Raw genomic sequence first — 13,805 nt, 5'->3', positions numbered from 1 at the left:
GCATGAAAAAGCGGCGTGAGCCTTTTTTGTCTTTTTAGATCGCCCAGTTTCCTTTGCGGAAGATGGGTTCCTCGGTACCATCCTCGGTGACGCCGTTAATGTCCATTTCACCTGAGCCGATCATAAAATCGACGTGTGTCAGACTGGAATTCAGGCCGTTGGCTGCCAACTGCTCCTGATTCATGTCCTTGCCGCCTTTCAGGTTAAATGCATAGGCATTGCCGATGGCCAGATGGTTGGAAGCATTTTCATCAAACAACGTATTATAGAACAAAATGTTCTTATCCGAAATGGGGGACTGGTGGGGCACAAGAGCGACTTCGCCCAAGTAGTGGGAGCCTTCATCCATTTCAACGAGATGTTGAAGAGTCTCCAATCCTGTTTCAGCCTGCACATCTATAATGCGCCCGTTTTCAAAGGTCAGTGTAAAGTTGTCGATAATATTTCCGCTGTAGCTTAGCGGCTTGGTGCTGCTTACTTTGCCGTTCACTCCGGTTTTGAGCGGGGCAGTAAACACTTCCTCGGTAGGCATATTAGCTACGAAGGAATGTCCCTGCTGATTGACGCTTTCGGCTGCAACCCACAGGTGATCTTTTGCCAATTCGATGGTCAGATCAGTCCCCGGGGCCAAATAATGCAGCTTTTTATAGCGTTTGGCATTCAAAATGTCTGATTTGCTGGAGAGTGTCTTCAAATGCTCTTTCCATGCTTCTACCGGGTTGTCGAGATCGACACGTACGGTGCTGAAAATGGCTTCCCACAGCTTATCCATTTGTTCGGAAGCTGGCAGATTCGGGAATACTTTAGCAGCCCACTCTTCAGAAGGGTAAGCAATCAGAGCCCAACTGAATTTATCGGCCATTTGAAGTTCACGGTATTGGCGCAATTCATGTGAACGTACGCGCTGAGCCGCAGTAATGCGACTGGACGGGATACCTTGAAGCAAATCCGGATTATCTGCTATGATATGCAGTACTGCTGCGCCGTTCTCGACCTCTTCGGTCATTTCGGCCGCATACCATTTGGGAGGAATATTAAAAGTCTCATCAGGAGCCAGTTCATACTGTAGGCGAGTGATGGCTTCGTCGCTCCATTTTACCTTAACCAGCTTTGCTCCAACGGTATACGCGGATTTGACAATAAGCCGCACAAGTTCAGCGGACAGAATGGGAGCATGAACGATGAGGGTTTGCCCAGGCTGGACATTAGCCCCCACCCTAACGGCTAGCTCGGCATATTTTTGCAATTTTTGTTGAAAATCTGACATGTAACTTTCCTCCATTTCACGAAAAGGCCCTTACAGGGCTTGGGTTGCCTGCGCAGTTTTTTGCAAATTCCACACACGGCTTATATATTGTACAATGTAACGAAAAGGTTCACAAATTAGTTTTGGTACATTTTGGAGAAGATGAAAGGGCGGATAGATGAATGACGGATCAAAATGCATCTCAGGAAGTAAAAGAAGTACATATTCAACTGGCACAAATGACTAGAGATGAGAATGGTGCATACTTGGGTCAGGTCGTGTTTGGAGTAGATGGACAAACCTCTGTATACGAAATTACGTTCCATAGCAAAAGGGGCAAGGAGTGGGATTACAGTCTTCATTTTGCAGGCGAGCCACGCGTAGAGGAAGAGATGCTGCGTATGGATGCCTGGATTGAAGAGAATGATGATTTATTTGATTATTTGCTTGATGCGGCTTGGAGTAAATTACCCGAGTAATGTAAACATGGTCTATTTTCGTGACAAGCGGATTATATTTAGCAGTGTCCGCATAATGCATAATCTGCCGACATGGGGGAAGCCTATAGGTCGATGATGACAGCAAATTCCATGTGAATGGGGAGGATGACGGTTTGGCAAATCATCTGTTCACCGAAGGAATGACGGCAAATGAAGAGGCTGCTCCCGATCTTCTGAGCTTACGGACGCTGTTTGTAAATGTGTGTTTTATCGGGGAGCCGGGAAGTCGATCCTGGGTACTGGTGGATACGGGGATGGCGGGGTTTACAGACTCGATTATTCGCTTGGCTGAGGAACGGTTCGCTGGCCCTCCCGTTGCTATTGTGCTCACTCATGGGCATTTTGATCATGTGGGATCGGTCATTGAGTTGGTTCAGCATTGGGGCACTCCTGTGTATGCGCACCCTCTGGAGCTTCCTTACTTGACAGGGATGAAGGATTACCAACAACCTGATCCCAGTGTGGCTGGAGGGCTGCTGTCGAGCGTTTCCTTTTTATATCCCAATGATGCCATTGATCTGGATGATCGCATCACCCGTCTGCCTGAGGATGGCAGTGTGCCTGGTGCGCCTGGTTGGAAGTGGCTGCATACACCTGGGCACACGCCGGGTCACATATCGCTTTTTCATGAACGCAGACGGTTGCTGGTAGCCGGAGATGCTTTTATTACCGTAAAACAGGAATCGGCGCTGGCGGTTATTTTACAGGAAAAAGAAATACACGGTCCGCCTGCATATTTTACGACAGATTGGCAGGCTGCGCAGCGGTCAGTAGAACTGCTGTCCGGTTTAAAGCCAGAGATTGCCGTTACGGGACACGGTCACTACATGCAGGGAAATGAGCTGACGACCCAGTTGGAACGACTGGCGGAGGATTTTGAGCATACGGCTGTACCCAAGCAGGGGCGCTATGTGTAGTGACTTGGAAAGGACGATGCCTTACGGGGCGTCGTTTTTTTGCGTTGGCATGGAATTTTTTTGCTCAGCATGGTATAGTCAAGCCAAAAGCTAAACGCTTTCATTAACCATCGTCATTCATCAAGGAGGATTTTTGATGACACATCAGCATGCTGCAATTGGTGACCTTTATTATGGAATACCGGCGATTCGCCTTAAATTTGGGCGTTATGAGGCGGTAGCCCTGCCGGGAAACGGCGCAAATCTGATTTCTTTTCGTGACAATGAGACGGGATATTCATTTCTCCGCGAGCCGGAAGCTGACAGCATAGAGGCTTTTAAACAAAGCCCGTCAGTCTATGGGATTCCTTTCCTGTATCCTCCGAATCGGTATGAGGATGGCAAATTCCTGTGGAATGGAGTTACATATGAACTGCCCATCAATGAAACGGCAACCCACAACCATTTGCACGGTTTTTTACACACCGTCCGATGGGAGGTTGAGGACTACGGATCTGGAGAACAGGGCAGCTATGTGGTAATGAATCAGCATGTGAGGGAAGGACACCCCATGTTTCACTATTTGCCGTTCACCTTTACCATCAAGCTGACGTACAGCCTGGACGAATTTGGACTGCATCAGCGTTATGTGATCCACAACGAGGGTGATCAGCCAATTCCAAACCTGTTTGCCTTTCACACGGCTATTCGGGTTCCATTCGTACCGGATAGTTCGCCGGAAGACTACAAAATTAAGGTTACTATCGGTGAGCGTAGGGAGCTGACAGAGCGGTTGTTAGCCACAGGACAGTTCCAGCCATTGTCGCCGGAAGAGGAACTGCTGAAGACAACGGGAGTAAGTCCTTATTTTGCCTCCATGGATAATCATTACACGGCAGCTCCGCAAAATGGACGCAACTATATGGAACTGACACACACTAAGACAGGCGCTACTCTCGTATACGATGTAGGCACGGCCTATAAGCATTGGATGATCTGGAATAATAAAGCAAACAAGGAATTCATCTGTCCTGAGCCGCAAATGAACATGATCAATGCGCCGAATCGTCCGGATTTGCCAGCGGAGGATATCGGACTGATTGCGCTTGCTCCAGGCCATATTTTTGAAACAACCAGCCGTTTATATTGTGTCACACCTGCACAATCGAAATCCTAGCCTATATTTTATCAAAATAAGCCTGTATCGTTTCTAACGGTACGGGCTTTATTTGGTTGACGGGAGAGGTACGAAGACAAGTATTACAGGCAGAAGCCTGATAAGGAGAGGAAGGGAAAATAAAAACAGGTTGCAGGATGGCAAGCCGCTATAGTATGATACGAAACAGGAGATGATCAGATGAATCAGGAAATGTTGCCTTTTCAAGCCGTCAAACGCAAGCAAATCGCCGATGAGGTGGCTGAACAGCTGCAACGAAAAATTACTGCTGGTGAATGGGATGTGGGTGCAAAAATTCCAACAGAGCCTGAGCTGATGAAGCTTTTTGGAGTAGGACGTTCCACAGTGCGTGAAGCGGTCAGCGTTCTCGTACATGCCGGTCTATTAGAGAAAAAACAAGGACACGGAACCTTTGTCAGCCAACCGACGACTTCCCAAGAGCCTTTGGATTACCGACTGAGCCGAGCTGAAATTATTGAGGTCTATGAGGTGCGGAGTGTGTTGGAGCTGGAAATTGCCAGGCTGGCTGCTTTACGACGTAAGGATGAGGATTTACGCTTGATGCGCGAGGCGCTGGACCGTCGTGCCGTGACATTGGCAGCTGGAGATTTGAACGGGTATCTGGATGCGGATATCACTTTTCACTTGGCTGTTGCAGGGGCTACACGTAATAAAGTGCTTACAGACGTGTATCGCAGCTTTGTAGAGGCGATTCGGAAGGCGTTAAAAAATCTCGTAACCGATCCGGCGATGCAAAATCCTTTTACACTTCAGCATGAGAAAATATATGAGGCGATCCGAGATCAGGATGCCAAAGCTGCCGAGCTGTACAGCATTCAGCATTTGGACGGCACCAAGCTGGAACTGCAAAAGCATTTGGAACATTCATAATTTTTTTAATCCTAAACATCAGATGATCGGATGAATAAATTGAATTGTAAATCTTTTATATCGAGCATCTCCTACAATAAAACCAAAGGTGGGTTCTGAATGCGCAAAATATGGGTGTTGGACACAACGTTAAGAGATGGAGAACAATCACCAGGAGTTAGTCTGACCAGTACAGAAAAGGTCGAAATTGCCCTTCAACTGCAAAAATTGGGCGTAGATCGGATAGAAACCGGTTTTCCGGCTACCTCGCCAGGTGAGATATTCAGCATGCAGGAGATTGCCAAACAGGTTACTAATTCAACCTTGGTTGGTTTTGCGCGGTCGAAAGAGCAGGATATAGATGCGGTCAGAGAGGCGCTGAGGGGAGCGGAAGACGCTTGTCTTCATCTGTTTCTGGCTACCTCACCCATTCACCGCCAGCACAAGCTGCGAATGGACAAGACGAAGGTACTGGAAACCGCAGCCGCAGCCATTCGTTATGGGCGCAAATATTTTGACAAGGTGGAATTTTCGGCGGAGGATGCCAGTCGTACCGAGTTGGACTTTATTTGCGAGGTCGTGGATATGGCGATCCGGGCTGGAGCAACGGTCGTTAATCTGCCGGATACTGTTGGTTATGCTTCACCGGATCAGTTTGGTGAAATGTTCAGAGTGGTAAAAGCCCAGGTGCCTGGCATCGAAAAGATACAGCTCAGCACCCACTGTCATGATGATCTCGGGATGGCAACAGCTAACACACTTGCGGCTATCCGTAATGGTGTAGATCAATTTGAAGGTACAATCAATGGCATCGGGGAACGTGCCGGAAATACACCGGTGGAGGAGGTCGCGCTCGCCCTTGATACGAGAACCGAGCTGTATGACGCAAAAACGGATCTCGTTCTGGAGGAATTTTATGCTACCAGTCGTCTGGTGAGCAAACGCACCGGGATGGCCGTACCAGGGAACAAGGCCATTGTTGGAGCGAATGCCTTTTCCCACGAGTCTGGTATCCACCAGGACGGGATGCTTAAGGAGCGTACGACATATGAAATCGTTTCCCCGGAGCGCATCGGCTTGAAGACGAGTAAGCTTGTACTTGGCAAGCACTCAGGCCGGCATGCATTCAAGGAAAAGTTGGCAGACATGGGGTTTGATGCTTTGACAGAAGAGCAGCTTCAGGAGGCGTTCCGTAAATTTAAAATCTTGACGGACAAGAAAAAACAGGTGCTGGATGAAGATCTGCTCGTCCTGATGGATGAGAGCCGCAGCACCTCTCCTCAAATTTACACGTTGGATTCCATCCAGGTATCCTATGGCAATCAGTCGGTTCCGGTAGCATCCATTCGACTGATTAAACAGGATGGAACAGCAATTGATGAAGTGGCGATGGGCAACGGCTCTGTAGATGCGATTTTTCATGCTATTGACAAGGCCAGTAGTGAAGAAGTGGAATTGGAGGATTATTCGATCCAGTCTGTAACGTACGGTAAGGATGCACTGGGTGAAGTGCATACTGTTCTGAGACAAGGAGAGTTCACCGCCCGCGGAAGAGGCGCGAGTACAGATATTTTGGAAGCCAGCGCCAGAGCTTATATCGACGCGTTGAATAAGCTACTCGGCAGAAAAGAGGTTCGTGCTAAAGGCAATATCTCCATTAGCTGAACCCGTGAGAGCCCGCTTGTAGCTCACGATACATTCCTCCTCCGGCCTAATCGTAAAAAAGCGCTTGCAAAATATATGATAACCTTTGAAATTTAATGTATAATAGGCAAGGAAGTCACCATATTTTGTCTGAATTACATAGGCCAAGAGGAGGAAATGAGTTGAACTACCGCATCGAAAAAGATACATTGGGTGAAATCAAAGTACCGGCAGATCGTCTGTGGGGAGCGCAAACACAGCGCAGCAAGGAAAATTTCCCGATTGGCTCGGAGAAAATGCCATTAGAGGTTATTCAGGCTTTCGCAGTGCTCAAGAAGAGTGCTGCGATCAGCAATTATAAGTTGGGCAAGCTGCCACAGGAGAAGCAGGACGCCATTATTTATGCGGCAGACGAAATTCTTGCTGGACGGGTCGATGACCATTTCCCATTGGTCGTATGGCAGACAGGAAGCGGTACGCAATCCAATATGAATGTGAACGAAGTGATTGCTCATCTAGGGAGCCAGTGGCTGCAAGAGCAGGGACAGGATGTGAAGCTGCATCCTAATGACGATGTGAACATGTCGCAAAGCTCGAATGATACGTTTCCGACGGCGCTTCATGTAGCGGGTGTGATTGCAGTGGAGGATCACTTGCTGCCTGCTATAGATAAGCTGAAAGAAACCTTCCAGCAGAAGTCAGAGCAATTCAAGGATATTATTAAAATTGGACGTACCCACTTACAGGATGCCACGCCGCTTACACTGGGTCAGGAAATCAGCGGCTGGTATGCCATGCTGGATAAAAGCAAGCGAATCATCATCGACACCGTTCAATATATGAAGGAGCTTGCAATTGGCGGTACAGCCGTGGGCACGGGTATTAACGCTCATCCAGAGTTCGGTGACCGAACCTCTGCGGAAATTTCCAGCTTCACTGGTAAAATGTTCACATCCGCACCAAACAAATTCCATGCGCTGACGAGTCATGATGAAGTGGTTGCCGTACACGGAGCCGTTAAAGCGCTTGCTGCTGATTTGATGAAAATCGCCAACGATGTGCGCTGGCTGGCAAGCGGCCCGCGTAGCGGCTTGGGTGAAATCACGATTCCTGCTAACGAGCCGGGCAGCTCGATCATGCCGGGTAAGGTCAATCCGACCCAGAGCGAGGCACTTACAATGGTCGTTACGCAGGTCATGGGTAATGATGCAGCTATCGGCTTTGCTGCGAGTCAGGGCAATTTTGAGCTGAACGTGTTTAAGCCGGTCATTATTTATAATTTCCTGCAATCCGTGAATCTGCTAGCGGATTCAATTGTAGCCTTTAATGATAACTGTGCGGTCGGCATTGAGCCGGATCTCACTAAAATTGAGCATAATTTGAACAATTCACTGATGCTGGTGACAGCATTAAATCCGTATATCGGATATGAAAATGCGGCTAAAATCGCCAAACTTGCACATGCGGAAGGGCTGTCTCTCAAAGAAGCGGCTATGCGTAGCGGATTGTTGACCGAAGAGCAGTTCAACCAATATGTCGTTCCAGCAAATATGATTCAGCCCAAAGCATAAAGCGCGGAGCTTTCGCAGCCCGAGCTATATAGAAACATACAAGCCAGCTCATGGAGTGCCAATTAGCACAGTTCATGAGCTGGTTTTTTGATTATATATATTTTTTTAAACTAAGATTAGTATTCTGTGTGATTTGAGGGTATATAGATAAAAGGCGAAAAAATGAACATTATTTTCAGGATAGGAGAAGCCGTCGTATGGAACAGACAACTGTTATTAATTTTATTGTGCTTTTGCTGTCCGGCTTGCTGCTGGTTGGCGTACTGACTACCAAATTCTCCAGTCGTTTCGGCATGCCTGCGCTCGTATTTTTTATTGCAGTCGGGATGGTGCTCAGTCAGTTTATTTATTTTGATAATGCGTTTATAACGCAGTTAGTAGGCATTCTCGCGCTCATCGTTATTCTGTTTGAAGGCGGGATGCAAACGAAATTTGCAGATGTTAAGCCAGTCATTCGGCCTGCGATGTCACTATCGACGCTTGGCGTCATTATTACAACTGTGGTCATTGGCGTTGTCGCCAAGTTTATTTTAGGCGTGAGTTGGATGGAATCCATGCTTTTCGGAGCTATTGTAGGATCGACGGATGCGGCAGCAGTGTTTTCCGTTTTAGGTGGTAAAAATATCAAGAAACGAATTACGTCCACGCTGGAAGCGGAATCTGGAAGTAATGATCCGATGGCCGTTTTTCTCACGGTAACGTTGATTGAGCTGATACATCACCCTGAGCAATCCATTTGGGTACATATTTTGCTTTTTTTATGGGAAATGGGTTTTGGTCTGGCCGTTGGTTTTGTGCTTGGACGCATAGCTGTATATGCCATTAATAAAATGAATTTTGATTCATCCGGTCTGTATCCTGTGATGGCGCTGGCATTTGCGGTCTTAACGTATGCGGCCGCATCCTTACTGGAGGCAAGCGGCTTGCTGGCGGTATATGTCATGGCCATCGTGCTGGGTAATTCGGACCTGACCTACAAGCGGTCTATTATTCATTTTAACAACGGCTTCGCCTGGATGGTGCAGATCATGATGTTCGTCCTGCTCGGACTGTTGGTTTTTCCCGGTCAGTTGCTCGGCATTGTGTGGCAAAGCTTGGCGCTTTCCTTCATCCTGATGCTCGTAGCCCGTCCGCTTGGCGTGTTCCTGAGCCTGCTTTTTTCCAGGTACTCTATACGCGAAAAGACGCTGTTATCCTGGGCAGGACTAAGGGGAGCAGTACCGATTGTACTGGCTACCTATCCACTGCTGGATAAAATGGATGTGGGGCCGCTGTTTTTCAATGTCGTATTCTTCGTCGTGCTTACCTCGGCCATTATACAAGGTACGACCATTTCGTGGCTGGCGGTGAAGCTCGGCTTAATGGACCCTAACGAAACGTCGTCGCCCTCGCTCCTGGAATTGGTATCTCTAGGGAAAACCACCTCGGAGATTAATCACATTCAGGTGCAGGAGGGGATGTCCATTGTGGGCACAGCGATTCAGGATATGCAGCTTCCCGATGACATTTTGTTCACCGCTATTATTCGAGAGGAGCAAATTATAGCTCCGAGAGGCACGACGGTGATTAAGCCGGGGGATACTTTGTATGTGCTTAGTCCGAAGCTCAAGCGCCAGCAAATGAAAGAACTGTTCATGCTGCTTGTACCCGAGTCCGCACCGTAAAAGGGAATGCAACGGCAACGAAACGTGTTCCGACCAAGCGTGAATTTTAATATAATTTTCCAATCGGTCCTTTACTTTCATGTGGAGGGCTGGTTTATTGTGTTCTTTTTCGGTATGATGAATCTGTTAAAAAATTGACACTATCATTCTACAAAATTAGTTTATGATATTGTCGTTAGATGTCGCTGCCGATATGTTACCCTCTGAGGATCAGAATCAGCAGCATGGCTGTCTTGAACAACAAACCCTATCAGCTATTTCAAGACAGAAGTCAGCATACAGGAGAGATGACGAATGAAACCGGAAGTCTTGCCACAGCGTGCAGCAGCCCGCAGGCAGAATAACAAAAAAAAGAAACGAAAAGGAAAATTCGGTCGCTTTATGTCGCGGCTTTTTATTGTACTACTGCTCGCAGGAGTCGGAGGCGGCGCGTGGCTGTTTTTAACGCCATCTGGCAAGGATATGCGCTACTTGGCGGCGGATACGCTGATCACAACACAACATCGTCACTGGGCAAAATATTTTATTGGTGAGGAGGAGGCGCAGAAGCGAGTGGCCGAATATTCGGCCCGTTTCGAGCAAATGGGCGAGGAGAAGGACAGACATACGATCAAGCTGCCTGATCTGACACCAACCAAATTCCAACAAACGCCGTTGGTTGAAGTAGAAGAGGTATCTGGTCGCAATTATCACGGCTATGTGATGACGGTGCATGACCCCACTAAAATCAGACTCGGGATTCCTGCCAAGGTAGGTAAAGGAGAAAGAGTATCCAGTATGGTTGAGCGCTTGGGAGCCGTTGCGGGCGTAAATGGCGGCGGCTTTGCCGATCCCAACTGGAATGGGAATGGATTTAAGCCGATCGGCGTTGTTATTTCACAGGGCCAGCTATACTACAATGATATGGGGAAAAACGCTTCAGCCCAAATCGTAGGGATTGATAAGCAAGGCAAAATGGTGGCCGGGCATTACTCGCTGTCCGAGCTGTCCAAAATGAATGTGCAAGAAGCGGTTACCTTCCAGCCACGCTTGATCGTGAATGGTAAAGGTCTCATTCGCAATGCAAGCGAAGGATGGGGAATTGCTCCCCGTACGGCAATGGGGCAAAGAGCAGACGGCGCGATTATTTTTGTGACCATCGACGGTCGTCAGCCAGGTTACAGCATCGGTGCCAATTTGTATGATATGCAAAACATTTTACTTAAACACGGAGCGGTTATCGGTGCTAATCTGGATGGTGGATCATCGACCGTGCTCGTCAAGGATCATGCCATTGTAAATAAACCTTCATCTGAATACGGCGAGCGGTATTTACCGACAGCATTCCTCGTATTTGAGCATCCAGAGAACATAAGTATCCCTAACATTTGGGAAGGTATGAATCCTGGAGACATTGACGCAGCCAAGAAAAAATAGAGTTGAAATATAAAAAGCGCGTACCGTGGAAGTGAAAAAACGACTTCCCGGTACGCGCTTTTTTTGATGAAATTTAAGCGTCATTCTCTGCTTCGAGAAATACAGAAATCAAAATACGGGCGTTGTTTTCTCCAATGTTTTTGGCATAATGCGGAATGGCTGCTCTCCAGCTAAAGGAATCTCCTGCTTCGAGGGTAGCCGAATCCTCGCCTTGCTCCACATATACTGTGCCTTCCATAACAAAATGAATCTCATCACCCGCATGAGCATGCTCTTCTTCTGTGGATGAGCCTGGCGGCATGTCCACCAGCATCATTTTGATGTTACCTTGGCCCCCCAAATGGTCAACCTGAAGCTTATTTTTGCCATAAATCGTTTGGCGTCGCTCGTCCTTGCGAATCACCTGCATCCGTTCCTCTTCTTTGAGCAGCAGAAAAGCGAGGGGTACCTTAAGTGCATTAGCGATGCTGTCCAGTGTAGCAATGGAAGGGGAGGTTTTATTGTTTTCCACTTGACTCATAAAACCTTGAGATAATCCGGTTCGTTCGCATATTTGCTGGATGGATAAATTTTTACGTTTACGCGCAGCGCGTATGTTGCATCCTATACCCATGGAGCGTTCCTCCTTCAAGGGAATATAATAAATACTAATTTATTATTTATTATACCAAATATTTTGTTGACAGACTATAGTTTCTTATGATAAATTCACATTACAAAATAATTATTCGTATTACTAATAATTTGAGCTTGAATCGTACTTATATAAGTTACAACTTAGAGCAAGATCATTTTATTTTTTAACCAAATTATTAGTAATATAAAATAATTATTATTATGTGCTCATACGAGTGCAAAAAATATTCAGAATGGAGAGATAAATATGAGTTCAGCAAGCAGAAACATTTCAACAATTATGCGGGTGGCGTTGGGTATCTTGTTTTTGGCGCACGGAATTGCTAAATTTCAAATGGGGCTGGGCAATGTAGCTGGCTGGTTTTCCAGTATTGGCGTCCCAGGATTTTTAGGTTATGTTGTTGCAGTAATTGAGTTAGTCGGAGGAATTGCTTTAATTCTTGGATTGCTTACCCGTTATGTATCTGGGCTTTTTGTTATTGTATTAATCGGTGCGATTTTCACAGCCAAATTGTCCGGCGGTCTGATGGGTAATGGTCAGGGAGCAGGGTATGAGCTGGATATTGCCTTTATTCTGGTAGCATTGCATTTGGTATTTGCGCCGACGACTCGCTTGTCTCTGGATTCTTTGTTTAGCCGTCGTACCTCAACAGAACAGTAATTTATCATTAGCGTAGTCCTCCAATCCATGTAGAAAGAGGGAAATCTCATGAGAGCACATATCCATGACAACACCAGAATCGGGCAGGTTTCATTAAAGGTTAGTAACTTGGAGCGCTCTATTCAATTTTATACCGAGGTCGTTGGTTTTCAACTGCTGCGTCAAACGGCGGATACCGCTGAATTGACAGTCGATGGAAAGCAACCGCTGCTAACCCTTAAGTTTATTGAAAATGCAGTTATTCTTCCACGCCAATCCGCAGCCGGATTGTATCACTTTGCTATTCTTGTACCGAACCGCGTGGTTCTGGGCCTGTCACTGCGTAATCTGCTTGCTCATGAGATTGAAATCGGACAGGGGGACCATGATGTAAGTGAAGCTCTGTATATCCATGATCCGGATAATAACGGGATAGAAATCTATGCGGATCGTCCTCGTGATCAGTGGAAGAAAGATGCTAACGGATATTACATTATGGGAACAGATCCTGTGGATGCAGAAGGCTTGGTCGCTATTTCCGAGAACCTACCTTGGCAAGGATTGCCCGAAGGAACGGTAATTGGGCATGTTCACTTCCATGTGTCTAATTTGCTCAAGGCGCAGCAATTTTATTGCGATGTGCTCGGTTTTGATATTACATGTCGCTATGGCTCGTCTGCTATGTTCGTATCCGCAGGTGGTTACCACCACCATATGGGTTTGAATATATGGGCAGGGGAAGGGGCTCTCCCAGCTCCTGAGCATGCCGCAGGGTTGGATTATTTTGAGTTAATTGTGCCGGATCAAAAGGAACTGGAGGCCGTTGTTGCCCGTTTGACTACGGCAGGCTATGGAGTAGAGGAACGTGAGGGTACCAAGTATGTAGCTGATCCGTTCCGCATTCATATCAAGCTGGTTAATGGCCAAACCGTTTAACATATCTGGTAAGTAAAAAAGGGTATTCCCGTAAGCTGCGAAGGCTGGGAGTACCCTTTTATTCGTTAACTAAAACAAGCTCCAATCCAAATCCCGCGACATGGTCTCCAGCAAGTGTACACCCGCTGTACTGTTGCCCATGCGGTTCAGAGAAGGTCCGACCAGTCCAATGCCATATCGTCCGGGCACCATCGTCATAATGCTGCCAGAGACGCCACTTTTGGCGGGCAGTCCGACCTGAATGGCGAATTCTCCGGATGCGTCATACATGCCGCATGTGGTCATAAAGGTTTTGGCGATTTGTACATAGCGGCGGGGAATCAGTGGTACATCCGTGACCGGATCACGTCCATTGTAGGCTAATACGAGTCCCATACGCGCCAAATCCGTACAGTTCAATTTTACAGCGCAATGCCTGAAGTAAACCTCCAGCACGTCCTCAACATGTCCGCGCAGAATTCCTTTTTCCATCAAAAAGTAGGCAAGAGAACGGTTCAAATGGCCTGTTGCAGATTCCGAATCGTAGACATCCTGGTCATATTCCAGCGTGTCATTACGGGTAAGCAGACGGAAAAATTGCAGGACACGAGCAAACTTCTCTTCGGGACT

Annotated in this window: 13 protein-coding genes; 10 read left to right on the top strand and 3 right to left on the bottom strand. The window is 47.2% G+C overall.

The features are described from left to right. Window positions 1-34: 34 nt before the first annotated feature. Window positions 35-1,267 (bottom strand): aminopeptidase, encoded by a 1,233-nt coding sequence (locus tag C1I60_RS19630; RefSeq protein WP_137063228.1) that lies wholly within the window; start codon window positions 1,265-1,267, stop codon window positions 35-37. 161 nt (window positions 1,268-1,428) lie between these two features. Here C1I60_RS19630 and C1I60_RS19625 point away from each other — a divergent pair, with 161 nt between their 5' ends. The 8 genes from C1I60_RS19625 to C1I60_RS19590 all read left to right on the top strand — a co-directional run bounded on the left by C1I60_RS19625 (window position 1,429) and on the right by C1I60_RS19590 (window position 10,984). Further along, window positions 1,429-1,725 (top strand): hypothetical protein, encoded by a 297-nt coding sequence (locus C1I60_RS19625; RefSeq protein ID WP_137063227.1) that lies wholly within the window; start codon window positions 1,429-1,431, stop codon window positions 1,723-1,725. A gap of 134 nt (window positions 1,726-1,859) precedes the next feature. After that, window positions 1,860-2,663, top strand: a complete 804-nt coding sequence (locus C1I60_RS19620; RefSeq protein ID WP_137063226.1) for an MBL fold metallo-hydrolase — start codon at window positions 1,860-1,862, stop codon at window positions 2,661-2,663. Window positions 2,664-2,799: 136 nt separating this feature from the next. Beyond that, window positions 2,800-3,819, top strand: a complete 1,020-nt coding sequence (locus tag C1I60_RS19615) for an aldose 1-epimerase (RefSeq protein WP_137063225.1) — start codon at window positions 2,800-2,802, stop codon at window positions 3,817-3,819. Window positions 3,820-3,999: 180 nt separating this feature from the next. Continuing rightward, the gene (locus C1I60_RS19610) at window positions 4,000-4,710 is read left to right on the top strand and encodes a FadR/GntR family transcriptional regulator (RefSeq protein WP_137063224.1); all 711 of its coding nucleotides are present in this window, start codon (window positions 4,000-4,002) and stop codon (window positions 4,708-4,710) included. Between the two features lie 99 nt (window positions 4,711-4,809). Further along, window positions 4,810-6,354, top strand: a complete 1,545-nt coding sequence (locus tag C1I60_RS19605; RefSeq protein ID WP_137063223.1) for a 2-isopropylmalate synthase — start codon at window positions 4,810-4,812, stop codon at window positions 6,352-6,354. Between the two features lie 161 nt (window positions 6,355-6,515). Then, the gene (gene fumC / locus C1I60_RS19600; protein ID WP_137063222.1) at window positions 6,516-7,904 is read left to right on the top strand and encodes a class II fumarate hydratase; all 1,389 of its coding nucleotides are present in this window, start codon (window positions 6,516-6,518) and stop codon (window positions 7,902-7,904) included. Window positions 7,905-8,101: 197 nt separating this feature from the next. Further along, window positions 8,102-9,568 (top strand): potassium/proton antiporter, encoded by a 1,467-nt coding sequence (locus C1I60_RS19595; RefSeq protein WP_137063221.1) that lies wholly within the window; start codon window positions 8,102-8,104, stop codon window positions 9,566-9,568. Window positions 9,569-9,862: 294 nt separating this feature from the next. Then, window positions 9,863-10,984 (top strand): phosphodiester glycosidase family protein, encoded by a 1,122-nt coding sequence (locus C1I60_RS19590; RefSeq protein WP_137063220.1) that lies wholly within the window; start codon window positions 9,863-9,865, stop codon window positions 10,982-10,984. A gap of 73 nt (window positions 10,985-11,057) precedes the next feature. Here the strand turns inward: C1I60_RS19590 and C1I60_RS19585 are convergent, their stop codons facing one another. Then, window positions 11,058-11,597, bottom strand: a complete 540-nt coding sequence (locus C1I60_RS19585; RefSeq protein WP_137063219.1) for a helix-turn-helix domain-containing protein — start codon at window positions 11,595-11,597, stop codon at window positions 11,058-11,060. Between the two features lie 270 nt (window positions 11,598-11,867). On the opposite strand from C1I60_RS19585, the gene C1I60_RS19580 reads away from it, so the two are divergent. Beyond that, entirely contained in the window at window positions 11,868-12,281 is a 414-nt protein-coding gene (locus tag C1I60_RS19580) for a DoxX family protein (protein WP_137063218.1), read from the top strand. 48 nt (window positions 12,282-12,329) lie between these two features. Beyond that, window positions 12,330-13,196, top strand: a complete 867-nt coding sequence (locus tag C1I60_RS19575) for a VOC family protein (protein ID WP_137063217.1) — start codon at window positions 12,330-12,332, stop codon at window positions 13,194-13,196. A 69-nt stretch (window positions 13,197-13,265) separates the two neighbouring features. On the opposite strand, the gene C1I60_RS25890 is transcribed toward C1I60_RS19575, so the two are convergent. Beyond that, window positions 13,266-13,805 (bottom strand): glutaminase (locus C1I60_RS25890; protein ID WP_252361798.1); only part of this gene is annotated, 540 nt, incomplete at its 5' end.

Source organism: Paenibacillus terrae (genome assembly GCF_005217525.1).
Lineage (GTDB): Bacteria > Bacillota > Bacilli > Paenibacillales > Paenibacillaceae > Paenibacillus > Paenibacillus terrae_C.
The sequence above is the reverse complement of the archived record's forward strand: the minus strand, read 5'-3'. Positions and strand labels throughout refer to the sequence as shown.

Bases quoted from the DNA above. Each gene is read 5' to 3' on its own strand.
- C1I60_RS19615 (WP_137063225.1), top strand. From the start codon at position 2,800: ATGACACATCAGCATGCTGCAATTGGTGACCTTTATTATGGAATACCG.
- C1I60_RS19625 (WP_137063227.1), top strand. From the start codon at position 1,429: ATGACGGATCAAAATGCATCTCAGGAAGTAAAAGAAGTACATATTCAA.
- C1I60_RS19605 (WP_137063223.1), top strand. From the start codon at position 4,810: ATGCGCAAAATATGGGTGTTGGACACAACGTTAAGAGATGGAGAACAA.
- C1I60_RS19590 (WP_137063220.1), top strand. From the start codon at position 9,863: ATGAAACCGGAAGTCTTGCCACAGCGTGCAGCAGCCCGCAGGCAGAAT.
- C1I60_RS19610 (WP_137063224.1), top strand. From the start codon at position 4,000: ATGAATCAGGAAATGTTGCCTTTTCAAGCCGTCAAACGCAAGCAAATC.
- C1I60_RS19580 (WP_137063218.1), top strand. From the start codon at position 11,868: ATGAGTTCAGCAAGCAGAAACATTTCAACAATTATGCGGGTGGCGTTG.
- C1I60_RS19595 (WP_137063221.1), top strand. From the start codon at position 8,102: ATGGAACAGACAACTGTTATTAATTTTATTGTGCTTTTGCTGTCCGGC.
- C1I60_RS19575 (WP_137063217.1), top strand. From the start codon at position 12,330: ATGAGAGCACATATCCATGACAACACCAGAATCGGGCAGGTTTCATTA.
- C1I60_RS19630 (WP_137063228.1), bottom strand. From the start codon at position 1,267: ATGTCAGATTTTCAACAAAAATTGCAAAAATATGCCGAGCTAGCCGTT.
- C1I60_RS19585 (WP_137063219.1), bottom strand. From the start codon at position 11,597: ATGGGTATAGGATGCAACATACGCGCTGCGCGTAAACGTAAAAATTTA.